Source organism: Hydrogenophaga bisanensis (genome assembly GCF_042665135.1).
Taxonomy (GTDB): domain Bacteria; phylum Pseudomonadota; class Gammaproteobacteria; order Burkholderiales; family Burkholderiaceae_C; genus Hydrogenophaga; species Hydrogenophaga bisanensis.
The window spans coordinates 46984-68794 of the sequence record NZ_JBHTBX010000001.1 but is presented as its reverse complement, the minus strand read 5'-3'; the positions used below and the strand labels follow the sequence as shown (position 1 = coordinate 68794).

At 63.2% G+C, this 21811-nt stretch carries 22 protein-coding genes and 1 tRNA gene; 8 read left to right on the top strand and 15 right to left on the bottom strand.

Annotation, left to right across the window (positions count from 1 at the left end; genetic code table 11):
* The first annotated feature begins 254 nt into the window (after positions 1-254).
* From ACFQNJ_RS00330 to ACFQNJ_RS00305, 6 genes are all read left to right on the top strand, one after another.
* Positions 255-2036, top strand: coding sequence for an acetolactate synthase 3 catalytic subunit (locus ACFQNJ_RS00330; protein ID WP_382253011.1), 1782 nt, complete (start codon positions 255-257; stop codon positions 2034-2036).
* Positions 2037-2150: 114 nt separating this feature from the next.
* Positions 2151-2642: an acetolactate synthase small subunit gene (gene ilvN / locus ACFQNJ_RS00325; RefSeq protein WP_374639115.1), complete on the top strand. Its 492-nt coding sequence runs from the start codon at positions 2151-2153 to the stop codon at positions 2640-2642.
* 54 nt (positions 2643-2696) lie between these two features.
* On the top strand, positions 2697-3713 hold the full coding sequence (gene ilvC, locus ACFQNJ_RS00320; RefSeq protein WP_374639114.1) for a ketol-acid reductoisomerase: 1017 nt from the start codon (positions 2697-2699) through the stop codon (positions 3711-3713).
* A 149-nt stretch (positions 3714-3862) separates the two neighbouring features.
* A complete protein-coding gene (gene pssA, locus ACFQNJ_RS00315) occupies positions 3863-4672 on the top strand; it encodes a CDP-diacylglycerol--serine O-phosphatidyltransferase (RefSeq protein ID WP_382253607.1) in 810 nt (269 codons plus the stop codon).
* A gap of 242 nt (positions 4673-4914) precedes the next feature.
* Positions 4915-6456, top strand: coding sequence for a 2-isopropylmalate synthase (locus ACFQNJ_RS00310; RefSeq protein WP_382253008.1), 1542 nt, complete (start codon positions 4915-4917; stop codon positions 6454-6456).
* A gap of 192 nt (positions 6457-6648) precedes the next feature.
* Positions 6649-7821: a serine hydrolase gene (locus ACFQNJ_RS00305; RefSeq protein WP_382253007.1), complete on the top strand. Its 1173-nt coding sequence runs from the start codon at positions 6649-6651 to the stop codon at positions 7819-7821.
* A gap of 97 nt (positions 7822-7918) precedes the next feature.
* Here the strand turns inward: ACFQNJ_RS00305 and ACFQNJ_RS00300 are convergent, their stop codons facing one another.
* The 13 genes from ACFQNJ_RS00300 to ACFQNJ_RS00240 all read right to left on the bottom strand — a co-directional run bounded on the left by ACFQNJ_RS00300 (position 7919) and on the right by ACFQNJ_RS00240 (position 18328).
* Positions 7919-8716: an IclR family transcriptional regulator gene (locus ACFQNJ_RS00300; protein ID WP_374639111.1), complete on the bottom strand. Its 798-nt coding sequence runs from the start codon at positions 8714-8716 to the stop codon at positions 7919-7921.
* A gap of 57 nt (positions 8717-8773) precedes the next feature.
* Positions 8774-9535 carry an arginyltransferase gene (locus ACFQNJ_RS00295; protein WP_374639110.1) on the bottom strand — a complete coding sequence of 254 codons (762 nt, stop codon included), beginning with the start codon at positions 9533-9535 and terminating at the stop codon, positions 8774-8776.
* Positions 9532-10302 (bottom strand): leucyl/phenylalanyl-tRNA--protein transferase, encoded by a 771-nt coding sequence (aat, locus tag ACFQNJ_RS00290; RefSeq protein ID WP_382253004.1) that lies wholly within the window; start codon positions 10300-10302, stop codon positions 9532-9534. Before aat ends, ACFQNJ_RS00295 begins: the two co-directional genes overlap by 4 nt.
* Before the next feature lie 4 nt (positions 10303-10306).
* Complete coding sequence (locus ACFQNJ_RS00285; protein ID WP_382253002.1) at positions 10307-10615, bottom strand: VanZ family protein; 309 nt, start codon at positions 10613-10615, stop codon at positions 10307-10309.
* A 118-nt stretch (positions 10616-10733) separates the two neighbouring features.
* Positions 10734-10809: transfer RNA gene (locus tag ACFQNJ_RS00280), tRNA-Asn, on the bottom strand.
* 62 nt (positions 10810-10871) lie between these two features.
* A complete protein-coding gene (locus ACFQNJ_RS00275) occupies positions 10872-11948 on the bottom strand; it encodes an NAD(P)/FAD-dependent oxidoreductase (protein WP_382253000.1) in 1077 nt (358 codons plus the stop codon).
* Positions 11949-11951: 3 nt separating this feature from the next.
* Entirely contained in the window at positions 11952-12281 is a 330-nt protein-coding gene (fdxA, locus tag ACFQNJ_RS00270; RefSeq protein WP_374639106.1) for a ferredoxin FdxA, read from the bottom strand.
* 128 nt (positions 12282-12409) lie between these two features.
* The gene (locus tag ACFQNJ_RS00265) at positions 12410-13672 is read right to left on the bottom strand and encodes a sulfate adenylyltransferase subunit 1 (RefSeq protein ID WP_374639105.1); all 1263 of its coding nucleotides are present in this window, start codon (positions 13670-13672) and stop codon (positions 12410-12412) included.
* Positions 13673-13694: 22 nt separating this feature from the next.
* Positions 13695-14651 (bottom strand): sulfate adenylyltransferase subunit CysD, encoded by a 957-nt coding sequence (gene cysD / locus ACFQNJ_RS00260; RefSeq protein WP_382252998.1) that lies wholly within the window; start codon positions 14649-14651, stop codon positions 13695-13697.
* Positions 14652-14686: 35 nt separating this feature from the next.
* Positions 14687-15310, bottom strand: coding sequence for a phosphoadenosine phosphosulfate reductase domain-containing protein (locus ACFQNJ_RS00255; protein WP_382252996.1), 624 nt, complete (start codon positions 15308-15310; stop codon positions 14687-14689).
* A gap of 20 nt (positions 15311-15330) precedes the next feature.
* On the bottom strand, positions 15331-15714 hold the full coding sequence (locus ACFQNJ_RS00250) for a DUF934 domain-containing protein (RefSeq protein ID WP_382252995.1): 384 nt from the start codon (positions 15712-15714) through the stop codon (positions 15331-15333).
* Between the two features lie 17 nt (positions 15715-15731).
* Positions 15732-17513 carry a nitrite/sulfite reductase gene (locus ACFQNJ_RS00245; RefSeq protein WP_382252994.1) on the bottom strand — a complete coding sequence of 594 codons (1782 nt, stop codon included), beginning with the start codon at positions 17511-17513 and terminating at the stop codon, positions 15732-15734.
* Positions 17514-17536: 23 nt separating this feature from the next.
* Complete coding sequence (locus tag ACFQNJ_RS00240; RefSeq protein WP_382252992.1) at positions 17537-18328, bottom strand: sulfite exporter TauE/SafE family protein; 792 nt, start codon at positions 18326-18328, stop codon at positions 17537-17539.
* 126 nt (positions 18329-18454) lie between these two features.
* Between ACFQNJ_RS00240 and ACFQNJ_RS00235 the strand changes: the two genes are divergently transcribed.
* Entirely contained in the window at positions 18455-19249 is a 795-nt protein-coding gene (locus tag ACFQNJ_RS00235) for a hypothetical protein (protein WP_382252991.1), read from the top strand.
* A gap of 4 nt (positions 19250-19253) precedes the next feature.
* Here ACFQNJ_RS00235 and ACFQNJ_RS00230 read toward each other — a convergent pair whose 3' ends face one another.
* Both ACFQNJ_RS00230 and ACFQNJ_RS00225 read right to left on the bottom strand, forming a co-directional pair.
* Positions 19254-20450, bottom strand: a complete 1197-nt coding sequence (locus ACFQNJ_RS00230) for an FAD-dependent oxidoreductase (RefSeq protein WP_382252989.1) — start codon at positions 20448-20450, stop codon at positions 19254-19256.
* Positions 20451-20467: 17 nt separating this feature from the next.
* Complete coding sequence (locus ACFQNJ_RS00225; protein WP_374639097.1) at positions 20468-20743, bottom strand: oxidative damage protection protein; 276 nt, start codon at positions 20741-20743, stop codon at positions 20468-20470.
* Between the two features lie 293 nt (positions 20744-21036).
* Here ACFQNJ_RS00225 and ACFQNJ_RS00220 point away from each other — a divergent pair, with 293 nt between their 5' ends.
* Positions 21037-21810, top strand: a complete 774-nt coding sequence (locus ACFQNJ_RS00220) for a ferredoxin--NADP reductase (RefSeq protein ID WP_374639096.1) — start codon at positions 21037-21039, stop codon at positions 21808-21810.
* Position 21811: the final 1 nt, after the last annotated feature.

Genomic DNA, 21811 nt, shown 5'->3' with positions numbered 1-21811 from the left:
GCGTGGTTATTTGGCGACGGATTGTCGCATTCCGCTGTCGTGCACGGTTTTTTGCAGGCTGAATTCGCACCCGTTTGGAAAAGTCTTGTTGCAGTGCGATAATGGTCGCTGCAATTCATCAGGCAAACGGGTCAAGGTCCGGCGGGGTATGTGTCCGCTCATGTCCATTGGCCTCAAGTCCCGACACCGCTTCACAAGAGTGGGTGAAGGGGCACCCAAGGTTTTTCGTCAGAGAAATACCCGAAAGGTTGATCATGGAAATCTCCAAGGCCGAACTGGCCTCGACGGCCGCTGCTGCTGGCCAATCTCCCGCTACCGAACAGCTGATGGGCGCCGAAATCATGGTGCGCGCCCTGCAGGCCGAAGGTGTCAAGTACATCTGGGGCTACCCCGGTGGTGCGGTTCTCTACATTTACGATGCCCTGTACAAGCAGGACACCATGCAGCACGTGCTCGTGCGTCACGAGCAGGCCGCTGTTCATGCCGCCGACGGGTATGCCCGTGCCACTGGTGACGTTGGTGTTGCCCTGGTGACCTCCGGTCCGGGTGTGACCAATGCCATCACCGGGATCGCGACGGCCTACACCGACAGCATTCCGATGGTGATCATCACCGGTCAGGTGCCCACCGCAGCCATTGGCTCCGATGCGTTCCAGGAGTGCGACACGGTCGGCATCACCCGCCCCGTGGTCAAGCACAACTTCCTGGTCAAGGACGTGCGCGAACTGGCCGATGTGATGAAGAAGGCCTTCCACATCGCACGCACTGGCCGGCCCGGCCCGGTCGTCGTCGACATTCCCAAGGACGTGTCTTTCAACAAGGCGACCTGGACGGGCTATCCCACGTCGGTCGAGATGCGTTCGTACAACCCGGTGCGCAAGGGTCACGGTGGGCAGATCCGAAAGGCCCTGCAACTGCTGCTGAACGCCAAGCGCCCCTACATCTATACCGGTGGCGGTGTGTTGCTGGGCAATGCGGTGCCCGAACTGCGCACGCTGGTCGACATGCTCGGCTACCCGGTGACCAACACCCTCATGGGTCTGGGCGCCTATCCGGCCACCGATCGCAAGTTCCTGGGCATGTTGGGCATGCACGGCACGATCGAGGCCAACCACGCCATGCAGAACTGCGATGTGCTGCTGGCGGTGGGTGCACGGTTCGACGACCGCGTGATCGGCAACCCCAAGCACTTTGCCTCGGTCGAGCGCAAGATCATCCACATCGACATCGACCCATCCAGCATCGCCAAGCGCGTCAAGGTGGACGTGCCGATCGTCGGCGATGTCAAGGACGTGTTGACCGAGCTGATCAACATGATCCGCGAGAGCCAGGCCAAGCCGGACGACAAGGCGCTGGCGGCGTGGTGGGACACGATCGAGGGCTGGCGGTCGCGTGACTGCCTGCGCTACGACCGCGCCAACACCCAGGTCATCAAGCCCCAGATGGTGGTCGAGACGCTGTGGAACCTGACCAAGGACGACGACTGCTACATCACGTCCGATGTGGGTCAGCACCAGATGTTTGCGGCTCAGTTCTACAAGTTCAATGAGCCTCGTCGCTGGATCAACTCGGGCGGTCTGGGCACCATGGGGGTGGGCTTGCCCTATGCCATGGGCATCAAGCTGGCCAAACCGGATGCCGACTGCTGGTGCGTCACCGGCGAGGGCTCGATCCAGATGAACATCCAGGAGCTGTCGACCTGCCAGCAATACGGCACACCGGTCAAGATCCTGTCGCTCAACAACCGCTACCTGGGCATGGTGCGCCAGTGGCAGGAACTGATTTATCAGGGCCGCTACAGCCACAGCTACATGGATGCGCTGCCCAACTTCGTCAAGCTGGCCGAAGCCTACGGGCACGTCGGCATGCTGGTCGAGCGTCCTCAGGATGTTGAGGCCGCCTTGCGTGAGGCACGGGCCATCAAGGACCGTTGTGTCTTCATCGACGTCCGCACCGACCCGACCGAAAACGTCTGGCCGATGGTGGAGGCCGGCAAGGGCATCACCGAAATGCTGCTGGGCTCCGAGGAGCTCTGAAGTCCGTCGCCACCTGTCCCTTGCGGCCGGGTGGCATCTTCCTGACGAATCTATCTGCAGCCGAGCCTGCGCATTACCGTGCGCAGGGGAGGGCTCAGAAAAGAGGAATCGAACATGAAACACATCATCGCTGTCCTGCTTGAAAACGAAGCGGGCGCTCTTTCCCGGGTGGTTGGCCTTTTCTCTGCCCGCGGCTACAACATCGAGTCCCTCACGGTCGCGCCGACCGAGGACCCCAGCCTCTCGCGCATGACCATCCAGACCACCGGGTCGGATGACATCATTGAGCAGATCACCAAGCACCTCAACCGCCTGATCGAGGTCGTGAAGGTGGTGGACCTGACAGAAGGGGCCTACACCGAGCGCGAGCTGATGCTGGTGAAGGTCCGTGCCGTGGGCAAGGAGCGCGAGGAGATGAAGCGCATGGCCGACATCTTCCGTGGTCGCATCATCGATGTGACCGAGAAGAGCTACACCATCGAACTGACCGGCGACCAGGCCAAGAACGATGCCTTCCTCAGTGCGATCGACCGCAGTGCCATTCTCGAGACCGTCCGCACCGGTGCCTGTGGCATTGGCCGCGGCGAGCGGGTCCTCAGGGTCTGACGCCCCCGTCCCTTACCATTGTTGGTTTTTCAGAATTTCAACCGGAGCAACCTCATGAAAGTTTTCTACGACAAGGACTGTGATCTGAGCCTGATCAAGGGCAAGACCGTCGCGATCATCGGCTATGGCTCGCAAGGCCACGCCCACGCCCAGAACCTGAACGACAGCGGCGTCAAGGTCGTGGTCGGTTTGCGCAAGGGCGGTGCGTCCTGGGACAAGGTCGGCAAGGCCGGCCTGACCGTCATGGAAGTCAACGACGCCGTGAAGGCCGCTGACGTGGTCATGATCCTGCTGCCCGACGAGCAGATCGCCGAGGTCTACAAGAACAACGTCGAACCCAACATCAAGCAGGGTGCTTCGCTGGCGTTTGCCCACGGCTTCAACGTGCACTACAACCAGGTCGTGCCCCGCGCCGATCTGGACGTGTGGATGGTCGCTCCCAAGGCCCCCGGTCACACCGTGCGCAACACCTACACCCAGGGCGGCGGCGTTCCCCACCTGGTGGCCGTGCACCAGGACAAGTCCGGCAAGGCCCGTGACCTGGCCCTGAGCTACGCCATGGCCAACGGTGGCGGCAAGGCCGGCATCATCGAGACCAACTTCAAGGAAGAGACCGAGACAGACCTGTTCGGCGAGCAGGCCGTGCTGTGCGGCGGCGCTGTCGAACTGATCAAGATGGGTTACGAAACCCTGGTCGAAGCCGGCTACGCCCCCGAGATGGCCTACTTCGAGTGCCTGCACGAGCTCAAGCTCATCGTCGACCTGATCTACGAAGGCGGCATCGCCAACATGAACTACTCGATCTCCAACAACGCGGAGTTCGGCGAGTACGTGACCGGCCCCGAGGTCATCAACGAGCAGTCGCGCGCCGCCATGCGCAATGCCCTCAAGCGCATCCAGAATGGTGACTACGCCAAGATGTTCATCCAGGAAGGCCGGCTGAACTACCCGAGCATGACCGCCCGCCGCCGCAACACCGCCGATCACCAGATCGAGGTGGTGGGTGCGCAGCTGCGCGCCATGATGCCCTGGATCGCCAAGAACAAGCTGGTCGACCAGACCCGCAACTGATCGGACGTGGCTGGTGAATGCCGGCCACTTCTGACCGGTGGGGCCGCCATGTGGCGGCCCTTGTCGTTTCTGGTCCTGCCTCTGCTGCCTTACACTGCGCGTACAGAAACATGACAGCCCGCGACGTTCGCGGACCCAACCGAATCTCCATGCACGACGGCACCGATCCCATTGCTACTCCCGCGCCTGAGGCGGCACGTCGCCCCAAAGGCATCTACATGTTGCCCAACATGATCACGCTGGCGGCCCTGTTTGGCGGCTTCTATGCGGTGGTCATGGCCATGAACGGCCGCTATGACCTGGCCACCACGGGTATCTTTGTGGCGATGGTGCTTGACAGTCTTGATGGCCGCGTCGCGCGCCTGACCAATACCCAGAGTGCTTTCGGCGAACAGATGGATTCGCTCTCGGACATGGTGTCCTTCGGCGCGGCGCCTGCGCTGATTGCCTATGAATGGGCATTACGCGATCTGGGCCGATGGGGCTGGATTGCGGCCTTTGTCTATTGCGCCTGCGCCGCGCTGCGCCTAGCGCGTTTCAATGTCAACACCGGGGTGGTTGACAAGCGCTATTTCCAAGGTTTGCCGTCACCGGCCGCCGCGGCCCTGGTGGCTGGCTTCATCTGGCTGATGACCGACATCGAAATCGCTCCCGATGACGTCACCTGGTTCATGTTCGCGCTGACGCTCTACGCGGGGCTGACCATGGTGACCAATGTGCCGTTCTACAGCTTCAAGGACTTGAGCCTGAAGAAGAGCGTCCCTTTTGCGGCGATCGTGCTGGTGGCGCTGGGCATTGCCATCATCAACATTCACCCCCCCATCGTTCTGTTTGCCCTCTTTGTCCTGTACGGCTTGTCCGGTTACGGGATGTACCTCTGGCGCAAGTCCAAAGGCAAGCCGGTGAGTGTGGTCAGTACGTCCACCGATGAGCCCGACGAGCGTGGTCTGCACCAGTGAGCGCGTGGGCGTCTATCGGACTCATGGAAATTCATGATCACCGCGGTCGGCCTGATGTGATACATTGCATTGTTATGAAATTCGCTGTCGCCCTGCTACTAGCCGATGTCCTTGACGGGCAGGTGAAATAGCACGCGCGATTTCCAACACAACGGCCCGTTTGCACCCGCAGCGGGCCGTTTGTTTTGGAACTGCGGGTATTTTCAAGAGCCTTCCACGAGTGGGCACACCGGAGAACAGAGATGAGCGACAAGTTGATCATTTTCGACACCACCTTGCGCGATGGCGAGCAGTCGCCCGGCGCGTCCATGACCAAGGACGAGAAGCTGCGCATTGCTCGCCAGCTCGAGCGCATGAAGGTGGATGTGATCGAAGCGGGCTTTGCAGCCAGCTCCAATGGTGACTTTGACTGCGTGCAGGCCATCGCCAACGCCATCAAGGAGTCCACGGTCTGCTCTCTGGCACGGGCCAACGATCGCGACATCTCTCGTGCCGCAGCCGCGCTCGCCGGTGCACAGCGCTCTCGCATCCACACCTTCATCGCCACCTCGCCCCTGCACATGGAGAAGAAGCTGCGCATGACGCCCGAGGAGGTGCTTGAGCAGGCGCGGCAGTCGGTTCGCTTCGCACGCAATCTTTGTGCAGACATCGAGTTCAGCGCCGAAGACGGCTACCGGTCAGAACTCGACTTCCTGGCGCGTGTGGTGGAGGCGGTCATCAACGAAGGCGCCACCACCATCAACATCCCCGACACGGTGGGCTACGCGATTCCCGAGCTCTACGGCAACTTCATCAAGACCCTGCGCGAGAAGGTGCCCAACTCCGACAAGGCCATCTGGTCGGTGCACTGCCACAACGATCTCGGGATGGCGGTGGCCAACTCGCTGTCGGGTGTGAAGCTCGGTGGTGCTCGTCAGGTCGAGTGCACCATCAACGGTCTGGGCGAGAGAGCGGGTAACTGCTCTCTGGAAGAGATTGTCATGGCGGTCCGGACCCGGCGGGACTACTTCGATCTCGACGTGGGCATCGATACCACCCAGATCGTCCCCGCCAGCCGTATGGTCAGTCAGACCACCGGTTTTGTGGTCCAGCCCAACAAGGCGGTGGTGGGGGCCAACGCCTTCGCCCACGCCTCGGGCATTCATCAGGACGGCGTCCTCAAAGCGCGGGATACCTACGAAATCATGCGCGCCGAAGACGTGGGCTGGAGCGCCAACAAGATCGTGCTGGGCAAGCTCTCCGGCCGCAATGCCTTCAAGCAGCGCCTGCAGGATCTGGGCATCGAGATGGAGTCCGAGACCGAGATCAACACCGCCTTCGCCAAGTTCAAGGAACTGGCGGATCGCAAGGCGGAGATTTTCGACGAAGACATCCTGGCGCTGGTCAGCGACGAGAGCGTGACCGCCGAAAAAGAGCAGTACGGTCTGGTTTCGCTGGCGCAACACAGTGAAACCGGCGAGCGGCCGCACGCCAGCGTGGTGTTCACGGTGGATGGTCGGGAAATGCATGGGCAAAGCGACGGCAACGGACCGGTGGACGCTTCTCTCAAGGCGATCGAGAGCCATGTCAAGAGCGGCGCCGAACTCGTGCTTTACTCGGTCAATGCGATCACCAGCGGTTCGACCGAGAGCCAGGGAGAGGTGACTGTGCGTCTGCAGCACGGGGGGCGCGTGGTCAATGGGGTGGGCGCCGATCCGGACATCGTGGTGGCATCGGCCAAGGCCTACCTCAGTGCTCTCAACAAGCTGCACAGCAAAGCCGACCGGGTCGCTGCCCAAGGGTGATGGTGAATATCCGCAAGTCCTTTTGAATCAAGGACTTGCGGAAAATTCCTTGGGGGAACCTCCCAAGTGCCCCCAAAAGAGGCGCCTTTTTCGGCGCTGGCTGAGAAGTCTCTTACAAGCATTTGATATTGCTTGTTTTTTGGATGCTCTCTATACTTCGTTACGGCTTGCAACGATGCAAGGAGAGGGTCCATGGTGAAGCGTGAGTTGAGGTTTGGCGGTTTCTTGAGGGTGCTGATGATGGCACTCATCTCGCTATCGGTGATGTGGCCGGTGGCTGAGTCCGCCGCTTCATCCAGCAACAAGTCCAAAAAGCCGGTTGCCAGCAAGACGGCCAAAAAGCAGGCCTCCAAGGCCACCCGAAAAGAAGCCACGGCGCGCAAGAGCACGCGTACCAAGACAGCGTCAGCACGCAACAAGAAAGGCCGCACGGTGGTGGCGCAGCGCCGCCAGGCCGGCCCGGGGACGATTCGCACGGCAGTGCGCTCCTCGCGGGCTGACGTGGTCCGGGTGGCGGCACCCGCGCGTCTGACCGTCGGTGAACGTCTCGGGTTGCGTTCCAGCGACGACCCCTTGGACCTGAACTCCAGTGTCGCACTCGTGGTCGATCAGGACACCAGCGAGGTGCTGTTCAGCAAGAACGATGGAGCGGTGCTTCCGATTGCCTCGCTGACCAAGCTGATGACAGGTCTGGTGGTGGCCGATGCCAATCTGCCGATGGACGAGCAGATCACCATTACGACGGATGACATTGATACCTACAAGGGCAGTGGCTCCCGGTTGGCGGTGGGTACCACGCTGTCACGCGGCGAGTTGATGCATCTGGCGCTGATGTCGAGCGAGAACCGCGCAGCCCATGCGCTGGGGCGCACCTTCCCGGGCGGCATGGAGCATTTTGTCCGTCTGATGAACGCCAAGGCGCGCGAGCTGGGCATGTATGACACCCGCTATGTGGAGCCCACCGGCTTGCTCAGCCAGAACCAGTCCAGTGCCAGGGATCTGGCCACACTGGTCTCTGTGGCCTACCAGCGCCCCATTCTCCGGGAGCTGTCCACATCACCGGGTTACCAGCTCAACGTGGGACGCCGTGTGCTGCAGTACAACAACTCCAACCGCCTGGTTCACAACCCGGAGTGGAACATTGGTCTGCAGAAGACGGGGTACATCTCTGAGGCCGGTCGATGCCTGGTCATGCAAGCCAGTGTGGCCGGTCGCAAGCTGATCATGGTGTTCCTGGATTCCGCAGGAAAAGTCAGTCGCCTGCAGGATGCCGAGCGCGTGCGTCGCTGGGTGGAAAACCAGGGAACGCCGGCTGTCAATCATCAGCCGGTGACACAAACCCTGGTGACTCGGCCCCAGGGGTGAATCTGGTGCCTCTGGGCTTCTCTACTGAGTGCGCACGACAAACAACGAAGGGGCCTCACAGCCCCTTTGTTGTTTCTGCAGTGATGCCAGCGCTTGTTCAGGCGCCTCTGAGGCGCAGGGCGTGCGGATAACCGAGTGATGCGGATATCTCGGCGGCCGTGGCCTTCAGTTTGGGAAGCCAGTTCTCGTCAATGCGGTCGGCGGGCGCGGAAATGGACAATCCCGCCACCAACCGGGACTGATCGTCATAAATGCCAGCCGCCATGCATCGCACGCCCAGTTCCAGTTCCTCGTTGTCCCGGGCCACGCCCATTTGCCGACACTGTTGCAGTTCCCGCTCCAGTGCCGCCAGCTGGGTCAGGCTGTTGCGGGTGTTGCCGACCAGACCGGTTCGGGTGGCGTAGGCACGCACCCGTTGCGGTTCGTCGGCCGCCAGGAACAGCTTGCCCACCGAGGTGAGATGCAGCGGGGCCCGTCCACCGATGGCGCGGACCACCTGCATGCCGGAGCGCTCGCTGTAGGCACGTTCCACATACACGATCTCGTCACCCTGCCTGACGCTCAGGTTGACTGGCTGCTGGATCTGCTTGTGCAACTCCCGCATGGGAGCAAGGGCGGCATCACGAACGTTCAGGCGTGCCTTGACCAGGTTGCCCAGTTCCAGCAACCTCATACCCAGGCGGTAGCTGCCGGCTTCGGGTCTGTCCACGAAGCGGCCAATGGTCAGGTCATTGAGGATGCGATGGGCCGTGGACGGGTGCAGGCCCGTCTTCTCGCTGATTTCCTTGAGGGAGACAGGTTCCTCTCGCGAGGCCAGGACCTCCAGCAGGTTGAACATGCGCTCGATGACCTGAACGGTCGGGGCGCTGGGCAAGGCATCTGATCGTTTGCTCATGGCGGTTCTGTGATGTACCGCTATTTTATGAGATGAAATGAAGATCTGCAGGCTGCGTCAACCCGCCGATGCGTGATCGCTGCGGGTGGCCGACATCCACTGGCCATCAATCAGCTTTTCATGAGGCTGAAAACCGGTCTTGTAGCGCATCTTCGTGCTCTGCTCGATCCAGTAACCCAGGTACACATACGGGAGGTTCAACTGCCTGGCCTGCTCGATCTGCCACAGCACGTTGTAGGTGCCGTATGAAGCCTTGTCTCCAGGCTCATAGAAGGTGTACACGGCCGAGAGTCCATCGTTGAGGACATCGACGATCGACACCATCTTGAGTTGTGGCTCACCGCCGCCCTCGACAGGCTGGTAGAACTCGACCAAGCGTGAGTTCACGCGGCTTTGCAGCAGGAACTGCGTGTACTGGTCCACACTGTCATGGTCCATGCCGCCCCCTGCGTGGCGATGATTCTGGTAGCGCAGATACAGGGCGTAATGCTCAGGTACGAAGCACAGGCTGAGGACCCGGGTCTGCAGTGTCCCATGCGTCTGGAGACAGCGTCGCTGGGTCCGATTGGGCGCGAAGGAGTCAACTGGAATCCGCAAAGGCACGCATGCCTGGCAGCCGTCGCAATACGGACGGTAGGTGAACATTCCGCTGCGGCGAAATCCCCGCGTGACCAGTTCGGAATAGGTGTCGTTGTGGATGAGGTGGCTGGGGGTGGCCACCTGCGAACGGGCCATGCGGCCAGGGACATAGCTGCAGGGGTAGGGCGCGGTTGCGTAGAACTGGAGCGCCTGGAACGGAAGGTCCTTGAGGTGCGTCACGCGTCTGGGTGGTGGCCGTCAAATAGCTGCATCCAGTATACGGGGTCAAACCGCCAGGAGGGGGCTTGTTGCTGCAGTGAGCGCTTCAGGCGTTGCACGAAGGCAGAGCGGGGCACCGGGGCAGCGCCCATGGATGCGAGATGCCGCGTTTCCTGCTGGCAGTCGATCATCGACACGCCACTGGCTCTGCAGAGCGCCACCAGCGCAGCCAGTGCGATCTTGGAGGCGTTGCTGCGGTGGCTGAACATCGACTCCCCAAACACCATGCCGCCCAGCCCAACGCAATAGAGTCCGCCGACCAGTTCGCCGTCGATCCACGTTTCCACGCTGTGCGCCAGTCCGCTGCGGTGCAGCCGGATGTAGGCCTCGATCATCGACGGAAGAATCCACGTCCCTTGTTGTCCGTCGCGAGGGGTGTGTGCACAACGGCGAATGACGCTGGAGAAGTCGTGGTCAACCCTGATCTGAAGTCTTTCCTGCCGCAGCAGGGACTGAATCTCTTTGCGCAGGGAGCGGTGCAGGCGAAACCGGCAAGGCTCCAGGATCATGCGGGGATCGGTGCTCCACCACAGGATGGGTTGACCCGAGCTGTACCAGGGGAAGATGCCTTGGGAGTAGGCGGCGACCAAGGTCGGAACATCCAGCACACCGCCGGCGGCGAGAAGCCCTGGCGCGGGATCGGTCGGTCCCCATGCGCTGCCCACCGGCGGAAACGGCTGCCCCGGTTCCAGCCAGGGCACGGGTCGGGTGGGCGGCGCTTGCGTCATGGCGCTATTGTGCGTCCGGCAAGTCGGTGGTCGTGCGATGGCGGAACTTGGAAGCGGCCCAGTGCAGGAACAGTCCGGCCAGCACCCCCGCGACGTCTGCCATCCAGTCCATGGGATCGCCGGTTCGCCACCCGGACACCTGTTGGGCAACCTCAATGAGGACGCCATAAATGGCCAGCCACATGAACACCCGGAGTCGGGAGGCGGCGAAGGCGGGCAGGCACAGCAGGGTCAGCACCGCAAAGCCGCCCGCGTGCTGGGCCTTGTCCCACACGTCGAACGCCTGGGGTGGGAGTTGGGTGGGTGGTAGCAACGAGCCGATGCTCACCGCGACAAGCGCTACCCAGAAGCAAAGGCGCCAGAGCCAGCGCATGATGATGGAGCAGGTGTTCGGAAACGAAAAAGGCCTTCCGAAGAAGGCCTTTGAATTTTGGCTCCCCGACCTGGACTCGAACCAGGGACCTGCGGATTAACAGTCCGTCGCTCTACCGACTGAGCTATCAGGGAACAGACTCAAATTATAGCGTCGTTTTTTCGATTTTGCGAATCTGTCGAAAAAATTTTGGCTTCTAAGGCAGTGATCCGCCCACGCCCAGCAGTTCGTGCAGGCGAGGGCTGGTGGTGGTGTACTGCATCAGCACTTTCTGGTCCGGACGGAGGTAGGCTGCCGCGGCATAGGCGGCCAGCACGCACTCGTGGAAACCGCAGATGATGAACTTGCGTTTGCCCGGGTACGTGTTGATGTCGCCCACCGCGTAGATGCCAGGCTCGGTGGTGCCGAAGGAAGCCGTGTCCACCGGCACATGCTTGCGTTCCAGGGCAAGCCCCCAGGTGGCCAGAGGGCCTAGCCGAGGGGAAATCCCCAGCCTTATGAGCAGGCGGTCGATGGCAATGTGGCGGATGCTGTTGTCAGCGGCAGAAATCTCAAGCCCCCGCATTTCGCCATTTTGGATGTCTACCCCGGTGGGCTGGCCGATCTCGACGCGGACGCGCTGCGCTTGTCGCAGCGCATGCAGTCGGTCCAGTTGGTCCTGCCTGGCGTCGAAGGCATCCTTGCGGTGAATCAGCACCACGTCGTGGCCCGCATCGCTCAGGGTGAGTACCGCCTCCACCGCATCCTCTGTGCCGCCGGCGACGGCGATCGTCCCCGGGCATGTCAGGTCCAGTTCACTGGTCCTGAAGAAGACCTGCCGCTGCTCCAGGGCAGCGAGCGCCGGAATGGCCAGGCGCTTGGGTTCGAACGCGCCGACGCCCGCCGCAATGAACACGGCGCGGGCTAGAAAGGCTTTGCCCTGGCTGGTCGAGGCCAGCAGCCGACCGTCATCGTGCCGGCTCAGGCTGGTGATCGTCTGGCCCAGGTGCATGCCTGGGCGGAAGGGTTGAACCTGTCTGAGCAGGCTCTCGGTGAGTTCCCGCCCCGTGCAGACGGGTATGGCCGGCAGGTCGTAAATGGGCTTGTCGGGGTACAGCTCGATGGGTTGGCCGCCGGGGTAGGGCAGGCTGTCCACCACCTGGGCACCGATCTCCAGGAGACCAAGCTGAAAAACCTGGTACAGACCCACCGGACCGGCGCCGATGACCAGCGCGTCGGTCTCGATGGGCGATGTACCGTGGTCGTGAAAGCCTGAGACCTGCTGCAGGCCCATGCGTCAGCGAATCAGCTCGGACAGCTTGCCGGTGCGGTCTTTCCACTCTTCAGCGTCGGGGAGGGCGTCCTTGCGCTTGGTGATGCTCTTCCAGCCGGGCAGGCGGGCCAACTCGGCATTGAGGGCCGTCATGTGCTGCTGGTCCTTGGGCAGGTCCTCTTCGGCGTAGATGGCGCTGACCGGGCACTCGGGGATGCAGACGGCACAGTCAATGCACTCGTCAGGATCGATGGTCAGGAAGTTGGGGCCCTCGCGGAAGCAGTCCACGGGACAGACATCGACGCAATCGGTGTATTTGCAGCGGATGCAGGCTTCGGTGACGACGTGGGTCATGGTGATGGTGGTATGGGATTCGGGAAACCCCGGATTTTAGGCTGGCTCGATGGTAGGTCGGGCGCAAAGCCCTGACCATGACAAAAGTAAAGCCCTCGCGATCGCGGGGGCCTGGGGCCGCGGTGGGATCAGAGCACCATGACAGCGCCCGAGGTCTTGTGGCTGGCGGTGTCCACCAGCACGAGCGCGCCCAAGGTGCGCGACTGGCTGTAGGGGAGGGTCAGCAGGGGTTCCTGCAGGGCCAACTCGATGTGCCCGATCGCATTGGGTTCCAGTTGGGTGGCGTCCTGCTCGGCCAGGGTGTGGATGTCCAGTTTGTGCACGATGCGCTGCACCTTGGCTTTCACCCAGCGGTGGCCATGGAGTGCCCAGTAGACACGGCCGGGCACCAGCGGTTCGTCGTCCAGCCAAGCCACGGTCGCGCGCACCTGTCGCTGGGACTGCAGCGTCTCGGCTGCCGAGTCGGCGTACAGCCAGTCCCCGCGGGAGACATCCACTTCGCGGTCCAGCACGATGCCGGCGCCATGGTTGGCGTTCACCTCGCCCGGCGCGCGGACGTGGGTCAGGACCTGGGCAACGACAGCGGTCTGGCCACTGGGAAGGACGCGGATGGTCTGCCCCACGCTGGCCCGACCGGTGGCTACCCGGCCCCAGAAGACACGGCGCCCCTGGGTGGTGTCGGAAGAGCTGCTGAACTTCTCGACCCACTGGACAGGAAAGCTCAGGGGCAACCCGGCGTCTGCCTGCGTCACCGGCAGATCCTCCAGGATCTGCAGCAGCGTCGGGCCCGTGTAGCCGCACCAGTGCTCGTCGGTGGCGGCGTCCACCACGTTCCATCCTTTGAGGGCGGAAACCGGCACCGTCGCGACCACCGAGATACCTGCTTCGGCGGCAAATCTGTCCAGGGCGCCGCGGATGTGCGCGTAAGCCAAGGCGCTGTCGGCCACGGCATCGAGCTTGTTGACCGCGAACACGATGGACGGCACGCGTAGCAGTTTCAGCAGCAGGCTGTGCCGGCGGGTCTGTGGCAACAATGCGAGCCCGGCGTCCTGCCAGGGCAGTTTGGTGGCGTCGACCAGCACCACGGCCGCGTCCGCGCTGGAGGCTGCGGTCACCATGTTGCGCGTGTACTGCTCATGGCCAGGCGCGTCGCCGATGATGAACTTGCGCGCTTCGGTGCTGAAGTAGCGGTAGGCCACGTCGATGGTGATGCCCTGCTCGCGTTCGGCCGACAGGCCATCGGTCAGGAGGGCCAGATCAGTCTCACCCTGGCGCTGAACGCCGGCCAGGTGGTCCTGGAGCACGGCCTTGCTGTCGACCAGAAGACGACCGATGAGGGTGCTCTTGCCGTCGTCGACCGAGCCGCAGGTGATGAATTTCAGTGCTTCCATGATGTCTTTCTCGCGGTCAGGGTCAGAAGTAGCCGTCTTTCTTGCGCTTCTCCATCGAGGCTTCGCTGGTCTTGTCGTCCATGCGGGTGGCGCCACGTTCGCTCAGGTCGGCCTTGAGTGTTTCGATGACGATGTCCTCCGGTGTGGCGGCGTCGCTGGCCACCGGGCAGGTGCAGGTGATGTCACCGACAGTGCGGAAACGCACGTCCCGGATGACGACCCGCTCGCCCTCGCGGGGCGGTGTGAGGTCGGTCACCGGCACCAGCAAGCCGCGACGCTCGACCACTTCCCGGCGGTGGGTGTAGTAAATGGACGGCAGCGCAATGTGTTCCCTGGCGATGTACTGCCACACGTCCAGCTCGGTCCAGTTGCTGATCGGGAACACGCGGAAGTGTTCGCCAGGCTGCAGGCGCGTGTTGAACAGGGTCCAGAGCTCCGGGCGCTGGGCCTTGGGTTGCCATTGGCCAAAACTGTCACGGTGCGAAAAGATGCGCTCTTTGGCGCGGGCCTTTTCCTCATCGCGGCGGGCGCCGCCGATCAGCGCGTCGAAGCGGAACTCCTCGATGGCTTCGAGCAGCGTGACCGACTGGTGCGCATTGCGGCTCTCGCCGGGGTGAGCCAGGCGCACGGTGCCGCGCTTCATCGAGTCCTCCACACTGCGCACGATCAGTTCGGCCTGCAGTTCCTTGGCACGGCGGTCGCGGAACTCGGTCACCTCCGGGAAGTTGTGACCGGTGTCGATCATCAGCAGCGGGTAGGGAATTCGGCCCACGCCAAACGCCTTCTCCGCGCACTTGAGCATGACCAGCGAGTCCTTGCCGCCGGAGAAGAGCAGGGCGGGGCGTTCGAAGGCGGCGGCCACCTCGCGCAGGATGAAGATGGTCTCTTCTTCGAGCGCGTCGAGATGGGCGTTGCTCAAATGGTGTTCGGCGGCGTTCTGGGTGGATTGCAGCACGGCGGTGTCGGTACGGGCGTTCATGATCGGTTTCGGCAGTCGGTTGGGTGGGCCGGGCGTCAATGCGCCAGGTGCAGGCCGCACTCGCGGTTGTCTTCGCCCTTGGTCGGGTCCACGTAGTCGAAGTTGTTGGGCAGGCCGTGCAGTTCGCAGTAGTGGTACAGGTCCTTGGACGTCCAGTGCAGCAGCGGCGCGACCTTGATCAGGCCGTCCGGGTTGATGCTGACCGGGTCCATCTGGGCACGCACGGCGGTGTCGGTGGCGCGCAGGGCGGTGAACCAGACCTTGGGCGCGGTCTCGCGCAGGGCACGGGCGAAAGGTTCCAGCTTGACTTCTTCCGTGAACGCGGCGTGGCGCGGATCGTCCAGCGCGGGCGTGGGGCCCTCCACCGCTTCGCGGTGTGCGCGTGAGCGGCGCGGCAGATAGATCTTCAGGTTCAGCTTGAGCTGGCGGGTCACTTCGTCGGCAAAGCGGTAGGTGGCCTCGGTGTTGTAGCCGTTGTCCATCCAGACCACCGGCACGTCGGGTCGGACCTGGGTGACCAGATGCAGGATCACGGCCTCAAAGGGGCGGAAGTTGGTGGTGACGATGGTCGGCTGATTCAGGCCCAGGGCCCATTGGACGAGTGCGGGGGCATCGCGGCCGATGTCGGCGTTGATCCGGGCAAGGTCGATGGTGTTCATCGTATGTGTCTTCTTGGTTCTCACACGGCCGCGAAATGGGGCTTCACATCCACCGCATCGCCCTGGTAGAAGGTGTCGTACTGCGCCAGCAGCTTCTGACCATGCTCGATGCTCTGGTCGCCGCGCAGGACGGCTTGGGTGAAACCGCTGCGCTGCATCGGCTGCAGTTGGTCGATCAGCACGTCGCCGATGGCGCGGATGTGACCGGAGAAGCCCAGGCGGCGGCGAAGCAGGAAGGCCTGGCTGAAGGCGCGACCGTCGGTGAATGCGGGGAACTGCAACACCACGGTGTGGACACCGTCCAGCGGCACTGTGCGCGGGTCGGCGTCGTTGGGCAGGGTGAGGGTGCCGGCCGCGTCAGCGGGAGCACTGTCAGCCGTGAAGAGTTGGATCGTGGATTTCATGAAGGGGGTCCTGACGTTCACGCGGCGACGGAGGTGCGGGCCGTGGTCACGCGCACGGCGTTGGCCGCGGTCTTGAAGGGCTCAATACCGATGCGCTTGACGGTCTGGGTGAAGGTTTCGGCCGGCTGGCGTTGGGCGCGGTAGGTGTCGAGCAGGGCTTCGACCACATCGACCATCTCGTCGGCCGCGAACGACGGGCCGATGACCTTGCCCGGCACCGCTTCGCCCGACAGGCGCGTGCCGTCCGAGCCGCCGAGGGTGACCTGATACCACTCCTGGCCGTCCTTGTCGACACCCAGGATGCCGATGTGGCCGCTGTGGTGGTGGCCGCAGCTGTTGATGCAGCCGCTCATGTGCAGGTCGATCTCGCCCAGGTCGTGCAGCTCGTCCAGGTCCTGGTAACGGGCCAGCAGGGCCTGGGCGATGGGCAGTGAGCGGGCATTGGCCAGGTCGCAGAAGTCGCCACCGGGGCAGGCGATCATGTCCGTCAGCAGGCCGATGTTCGGCTTGGCCAGACCCAGGCGGCGGGCTTCGCGCCAGAGTTCAGGCAACTGGTCGCAGCGCACCCAGGGCAGCAGCAGATTCTGCTCGTGGGTGATGCGGGCTTCACCGGCCGAGAAACGGTCGACTAGCTCGGCTGCGCGCTCCAGCTGCTCGGCCGTGGCGTCGCCGGGCGCCGAGCCCAGGCGCTTGAACGACAGGGTGACGGCGCGCAGGTCGGGGTTCTGATGCGGCTTGACATTGCGGGTCAGCCAGCGGCTGAACTCCAGATCGTCTTCGGCCGCGGCCTTGAGAATGTGGGCGATCTTGGCGTCTGCGCTTTTGCGGTCGCAGCTGAGCGTGGGCTGCACGAAGAAGGCGCTCACCCGGTCCAGCTCCGCCTGGGTGATGGTGTGAGGCGCACCGTCGAGTTCCAGGATGTCGCGGTACTCGGCCTCGACCTGCTCGGTGAAGGCCTGACCTTCGGCCTTGACCAGGATCTTGATGCGGGCCTTGTACTTGTTGTCGCGGCGGCCAAAGCGGTTGTAGGCCCGCACAATGGCTTCCAGGTAATTGAGGATCTGGTGCCAGGGCAGAAACTCGCGGACCACCGAACCGATGATGGGGGTGCGGCCCATGCCACCGCCCACGCGGACCTGGAAACCCAGATCACCGTCCACATTGCGCAGCAGACGTAGGCCGACATCGTGCCAGGGCGTGGCGGCGCGGTCTTCGCGGGCGCCAGTGATGGCGATCTTGAACTTGCGCGGCAGGAAGGCGAACTCCGGGTGCAGCGTGCTCCACTGGCGCATGATTTCGGCGAAGGGGCGTGGATCGGCCACCTCATCGACGGCGATACCGGCCAAGGCGTCGGTGGTGATGTTGCGGATGCAGTTGCCGCTGGTCTGGATGCCGTGCAGGTTCACGCTGGCCAGCAGGTCCATGGCGTCGGCCGCGCGATGCAAGGGAATCCAGTTGAACTGCACGTTCTGACGCGTGGTGAAGTGGGCGCAGCGGTCGGGCAGGCTGGGTACGTCGGCCAAGGCAGCATTGGCCTTGGAGGTGTCGTGTGCCTCTTTGTGGTCGAACTCCCGGGCCAGCTGGGCCAGCACCCGCAGCTGGGCGCTGTTGATCTCGCCGTAAGGCACCGCCACACGCAGCATGGGCGCGAAGCGCTGGATGTACCAGCCGTTCTGCAGGCGCAAGGGTTTGAAGGCTTCGCCGTCGAGGGTGCCGGCCTGGAAGCGTTCAAGCTGATCCCGGAACTGCGCTGCGCGCTGCTGCAGGAAGTGGCGGTCGAAGTCGGAGTACTGGTACATGTCGTTCGTGGGGGAGGCAACAATCAGAAAGCGATCAGTTTGGTGCCGGCGTAGGCCAGCAGCAGAGACAGCAGGGAGCGCACCAGACGCTCCGGGGTGTGGCGCATCAGGCGCGTGCCGATCCAGATGCCGGGCAAGGAGCCCGTCAGCAGGAGCCCGAGCAGGGGCCAGTCCACGGAGCCAAGGCTGGCGTGACCAAGGCCGGCGACCAATGTCAGTGGCACGGCGTACGCAATGTCGGCGGCCACGATCCTGGGCAGCGGCAGCAGGGGGTACAGCAGCAGCAGCACGGACACACCGATGGCGCCCGCACCGACCGATGTCAGCGTCACCAGGGTACCGATGACTGCGCCGAAGAGCACAGGCAGACTCCAGTGGCGCGCTCGGGTGGCGCTGGAGAGGTCGCGCTGATCCAGCGTTCTTGGGAGCACCTTGCCGCGTGCGGCCTTGTAGAGCATGGCGGCGGCGGTCAGCAGCAGGGCGACACCAAGGGTGTGGGTCATGACCGACTGCACCTGTGCGCTGGCAGGCCCCACGTGATGCAACATGGCCAGTGCCAGGCCGGACGCGGGCAGGCTGCCCGCGCACAGCTGGCCGACCACGCGCCACGGCACCAGACGCTGGCGGGCCAGGCTCAGGGTACCTCCTGCCTTGGTGACTGCAGCGAACAGCAGGTCGGTACCTACCGCCATGTAGGGCTTGATACCGAAGAAGAAGATCAACACCGGTGTCATGAGCGAGCCGCCACCCACCCCGGTGAGGCCGACAATGAGGCCCACGGCAAAACCGGCAAGAATGATGGCGACGTCTGGCATGGTGCGACTGTAGGGATATGCTGATATATCTCAAACTACAGATTTGCTATTCATATATGGCTTGGTGTAATAAGCGCTGAGGCGTGAATCTTGTGGAGGTCAAGGCTGACCGCTTACCATGTCCACATGGACCATCAGCGGGTGTTTGTGAAAGTCGTCGGATTCACGGACGTGGAGCGCCACGCGCTGAATACGGTGTTCCGACTGTCTGAACACAGGGACCCGGCCTACGCGCCCTGGATCGAAGGCGTGCAAGGCATGCCCGCTGCGCCGGAAATCCTGCTCGTCGACGGTGAGAGCGCCGAAGCTGTTCTGACCCATGTGCGGGAACTGCCAGCCGGGCAGCGCCTGATCTGGGTGGGGCCGGGGGCGCCTGCGCACGCCTGGCGGGTGCTGTCCCGTCCGATCCAGTGGGCCATCCTCCTGACCGATCTGGACGCCATGTTTGCCGCCAGGCTCGCGGACTCGGGCTATGTCGATCTGGACATCAGCACGCCGGTGCCCCTGGATGCGACCGCGGGTGCCCCCCGCCATGAGCGTGGGTTGCTGGTCGGTCCGGATGGGCCGGATCGTCAGCGACTGGCGGACTGGCTGGGCGCCGCGGGCTTCGAGTCGGTCGACACGGCCCCCGGTACCGATGAGGCGGTGGCGCTGATCGGTCGCCAGACCTATGCAATGGTCATTCTGGACATCGATGCGCCATTGGTGGATGCCTGGTCATTGGCGGCCTTGCTGGCGAGAACCGCGCCCGATGCGCTGGTGCTGGGGTTGAGTGAGCACGCCGGCCCATTGACCGCCTGGTGGCGTCGGCGCCGCCTGATCCGGCACGTGGACAACTCGCCCATGCAGGGCCTGCTGGCCCGACCGGTGGACCAGACGCAGCTTCGCGAGGCCATCAGCCGATGGCGTCGCCCGGGTTGATCGGTCAGTGGCCGGCGGGCTCCGGAGAGCGCACGGTCTGTTTTCTCAGTTGCCGCCAGGCAAAGCGTGCCGGGTCCATCGCGCGGCGCAGGTCTTCTGGCAGTTCAATGGGGTGTTTATCCAGACGCTGCTGCAACCAACGACCGCAGCTGTGCGCAAGGGTGATGCCCCGGGAGCCCAGCGCTGCCAGCACATGGATACCGTCCAGACGCGGGCACTGCTCAAGGGCCAGCCGGGTGACGCGAGAACTTGCCCCTGATGCCTTGAACGCACGCAGAGCCTGTGGGTCGGGCAGCGCGCCCAGCAGAGGCAGCCGGTCGAGTGATGCACAGCGCACGTCCGCCCAACCTTGCAGTTCACCTGCCTGCATTTGTTGTGCCATGTGCCCGGCGGCTTGGGAGTGGAGTTGGTGAAGGCTGGCGAGGTTCTTTTCGTGGGCCTGGAGACTGACCACACGATCGTCAACACCCCGCTCATAGGTAGAACCCATCGCCCACATCCGGCCCCCCAGACCGTCGGGCATCGCCTGATCTTCGTAACACGGGATGAAGACCCCATTGTTCCGGCAGGGGCGAGGAGAAAGTGGCGTGCCAGCCCAAGGACCGTAGCTCAGTTGCCCCTTGACCGGTCGCAGCGGGAGCTCGTCCTGGTCAAACCCAAAGCTGGCACGCAGCAGAGCGCTGCTGCCCCAGGCGCCAGCCACCACCACGACAGGTGCGGCAGCGATGGTCTGGCCATCAGCACCAAGGACGAGCCAGCCGGCATCCCGGGAGCCATTGCCGGCACCGACAATGCGATCAGCCTGTGTGGACCAATGACAAACAAGCCGCCCTGTTTGCCGGGCTTCCTCCAGCCAGGCATGGACCAGCGCGGACGGACGCACCATGGCCGCAGGCCATCGACCGGGATCGTGCCCCAGGTTGTCGACTTCCGTGTCCTGCCATCCCGCACCTTCCGCTATTCGCTCCCTCAGGTAGGCGCGTGTGTCCGCCACACCGATGGCCGACAGGCGTGACATGGGGGTCGGAGAACGGGTGACATGCGGACTGAGCATCCCCACCGGCAGGGCCGATGCCCGCCGGGCGGGTCCGGACTGGGCGTCCAGCAACTGGACCTGCCATCCTGCCGACGTCAGTGCGCGGGCGACGGCCGCTCCTGCCAGCCCCGCACCAATGACGATGGCATGCCGTGGGGAGGACACAGTGAGATCGCGACGTGTCAGGTGTTACTGGGAGGCACGTAGCCAGCGGCTGCATCTGCCCCTTCGCCGAAAAAGTGCTTCTCCATCTGCCGCGCCAGGTATTGGCGGGCACGTGCGTCGGCGAGGTTCAGCCGATTCTCATTGAGCAGCATGGTCTGATGACGCAGCCAATCGGCCCAGGCCTGTTTGCTGACGTTCTCGAAAATCCGCTTGCCCAGTTCGCCGGGGTAAGGCGGAAAATCCAGCCCTTCGGCGTCCTGGCCGAGCTTGATGCAATGAACGGTTCTGGCCATCGTGAAGTCCTTTATTGCCTGGCGTAATGCTTACATGAAGATAAAGTAGTTCCGGTATTGAGGGTTGCCGTGCATGATGCGCAGCTCCCTGTCCGGATCCGGTGTCGAGACTGTATCAAGGTTGGAAAGGCACTGGCCTGACTGATGCCGTTTCGATGGCCGCTTCATGACATAGCGCAAGGTGAACGGCAGGGTTTCTCTTTAGAATCAAAGGTTTGAAAGAGGCCGCCGGTTGCCTGGCCGGTCTCTCCCCTTCAGCCCGCCGCGAAGGTCTGGGCTCTTCAGGACCCATCATGAGTGCATTTCTCGAAGAACGCGTCTTGAGTGTTCATCACTGGACCGATCGTTTGTTCAGTTTCACCACCACGCGCGACGTCGCCTTGCGCTTCTCGAACGGCCACTTCACCATGATCGGTCTGAAGGTGGATGGCAAGCCGCTGCTGCGCGCGTACAGCATTGCCAGCCCCAACTACGCCGAGCATCTCGAGTTCCTGAGCATCAAGGTGCAGGACGGCCCATTGACCTCGCGCCTGCAGCACATCCAGCCCGGCGATACCATCATTGTCGGACGCAAGCCGACAGGTACCCTGCTGATCGACTATCTGCTGCCGGCCAAGCGGCTTTACCTGTTGGCCACCGGCACGGGTCTGGCGCCTTTCCTGAGCGTGATCCGGGACCCGGAAACCTACGAGAAGTTCGAGCAGGTGGTGCTGGTGCACGGGGTCCGGGAGGTCAAGGAACTGGCCTACCGGGAGATGCTTGAGAGCCAGCTCAAGCAGGACGAGTTCCTGGGCGAAATGGTGCAGAAGCAGCTGCTCTACTACCCGACCGTGACCCGTGAGCCGTTTGTTCACCAGGGCCGCATTCCCAATCTGCTGGACAGTGGGCAGCTGGGCAAGGATCTGGGCATCCCCGATCTGAATCCGGCCGAAGACCGTGTGATGATCTGCGGCAGCCCGGAAATGCTCAGGGACCTGAAGGCCCTGTGTGAAAAACGTGGTTTCACGGAAGGCAACACCACCCGGCCAGGGCAGTTTGTGATCGAGCGGGCGTTCGCGGACAGCTGAC

Bases quoted from the DNA above. Each gene is read 5' to 3' on its own strand.
- ACFQNJ_RS00330 (WP_382253011.1), top strand. From the start codon at position 255: ATGGAAATCTCCAAGGCCGAACTGGCCTCGACGGCCGCTGCTGCTGGC.
- ilvN (WP_374639115.1), top strand. From the start codon at position 2,151: ATGAAACACATCATCGCTGTCCTGCTTGAAAACGAAGCGGGCGCTCTT.
- ilvC (WP_374639114.1), top strand. From the start codon at position 2,697: ATGAAAGTTTTCTACGACAAGGACTGTGATCTGAGCCTGATCAAGGGC.
- pssA (WP_382253607.1), top strand. From the start codon at position 3,863: ATGCACGACGGCACCGATCCCATTGCTACTCCCGCGCCTGAGGCGGCA.
- ACFQNJ_RS00310 (WP_382253008.1), top strand. From the start codon at position 4,915: ATGAGCGACAAGTTGATCATTTTCGACACCACCTTGCGCGATGGCGAG.
- ACFQNJ_RS00305 (WP_382253007.1), top strand. From the start codon at position 6,649: ATGGTGAAGCGTGAGTTGAGGTTTGGCGGTTTCTTGAGGGTGCTGATG.
- ACFQNJ_RS00300 (WP_374639111.1), bottom strand. From the start codon at position 8,716: ATGAGCAAACGATCAGATGCCTTGCCCAGCGCCCCGACCGTTCAGGTC.
- aat (WP_382253004.1), bottom strand. From the start codon at position 10,302: ATGACGCAAGCGCCGCCCACCCGACCCGTGCCCTGGCTGGAACCGGGG.
- ACFQNJ_RS00275 (WP_382253000.1), bottom strand. From the start codon at position 11,948: ATGGGCCTGCAGCAGGTCTCAGGCTTTCACGACCACGGTACATCGCCC.
- fdxA (WP_374639106.1), bottom strand. From the start codon at position 12,281: ATGACCCACGTCGTCACCGAAGCCTGCATCCGCTGCAAATACACCGAT.
- ACFQNJ_RS00265 (WP_374639105.1), bottom strand. From the start codon at position 13,672: ATGGAAGCACTGAAATTCATCACCTGCGGCTCGGTCGACGACGGCAAG.
- cysD (WP_382252998.1), bottom strand. From the start codon at position 14,651: ATGAACGCCCGTACCGACACCGCCGTGCTGCAATCCACCCAGAACGCC.
- ACFQNJ_RS00255 (WP_382252996.1), bottom strand. From the start codon at position 15,310: ATGAACACCATCGACCTTGCCCGGATCAACGCCGACATCGGCCGCGAT.
- ACFQNJ_RS00250 (WP_382252995.1), bottom strand. From the start codon at position 15,714: ATGAAATCCACGATCCAACTCTTCACGGCTGACAGTGCTCCCGCTGAC.
- ACFQNJ_RS00245 (WP_382252994.1), bottom strand. From the start codon at position 17,513: ATGTACCAGTACTCCGACTTCGACCGCCACTTCCTGCAGCAGCGCGCA.
- ACFQNJ_RS00240 (WP_382252992.1), bottom strand. From the start codon at position 18,328: ATGCCAGACGTCGCCATCATTCTTGCCGGTTTTGCCGTGGGCCTCATT.
- ACFQNJ_RS00235 (WP_382252991.1), top strand. From the start codon at position 18,455: ATGGACCATCAGCGGGTGTTTGTGAAAGTCGTCGGATTCACGGACGTG.
- ACFQNJ_RS00225 (WP_374639097.1), bottom strand. From the start codon at position 20,743: ATGGCCAGAACCGTTCATTGCATCAAGCTCGGCCAGGACGCCGAAGGG.
- ACFQNJ_RS00220 (WP_374639096.1), top strand. From the start codon at position 21,037: ATGAGTGCATTTCTCGAAGAACGCGTCTTGAGTGTTCATCACTGGACC.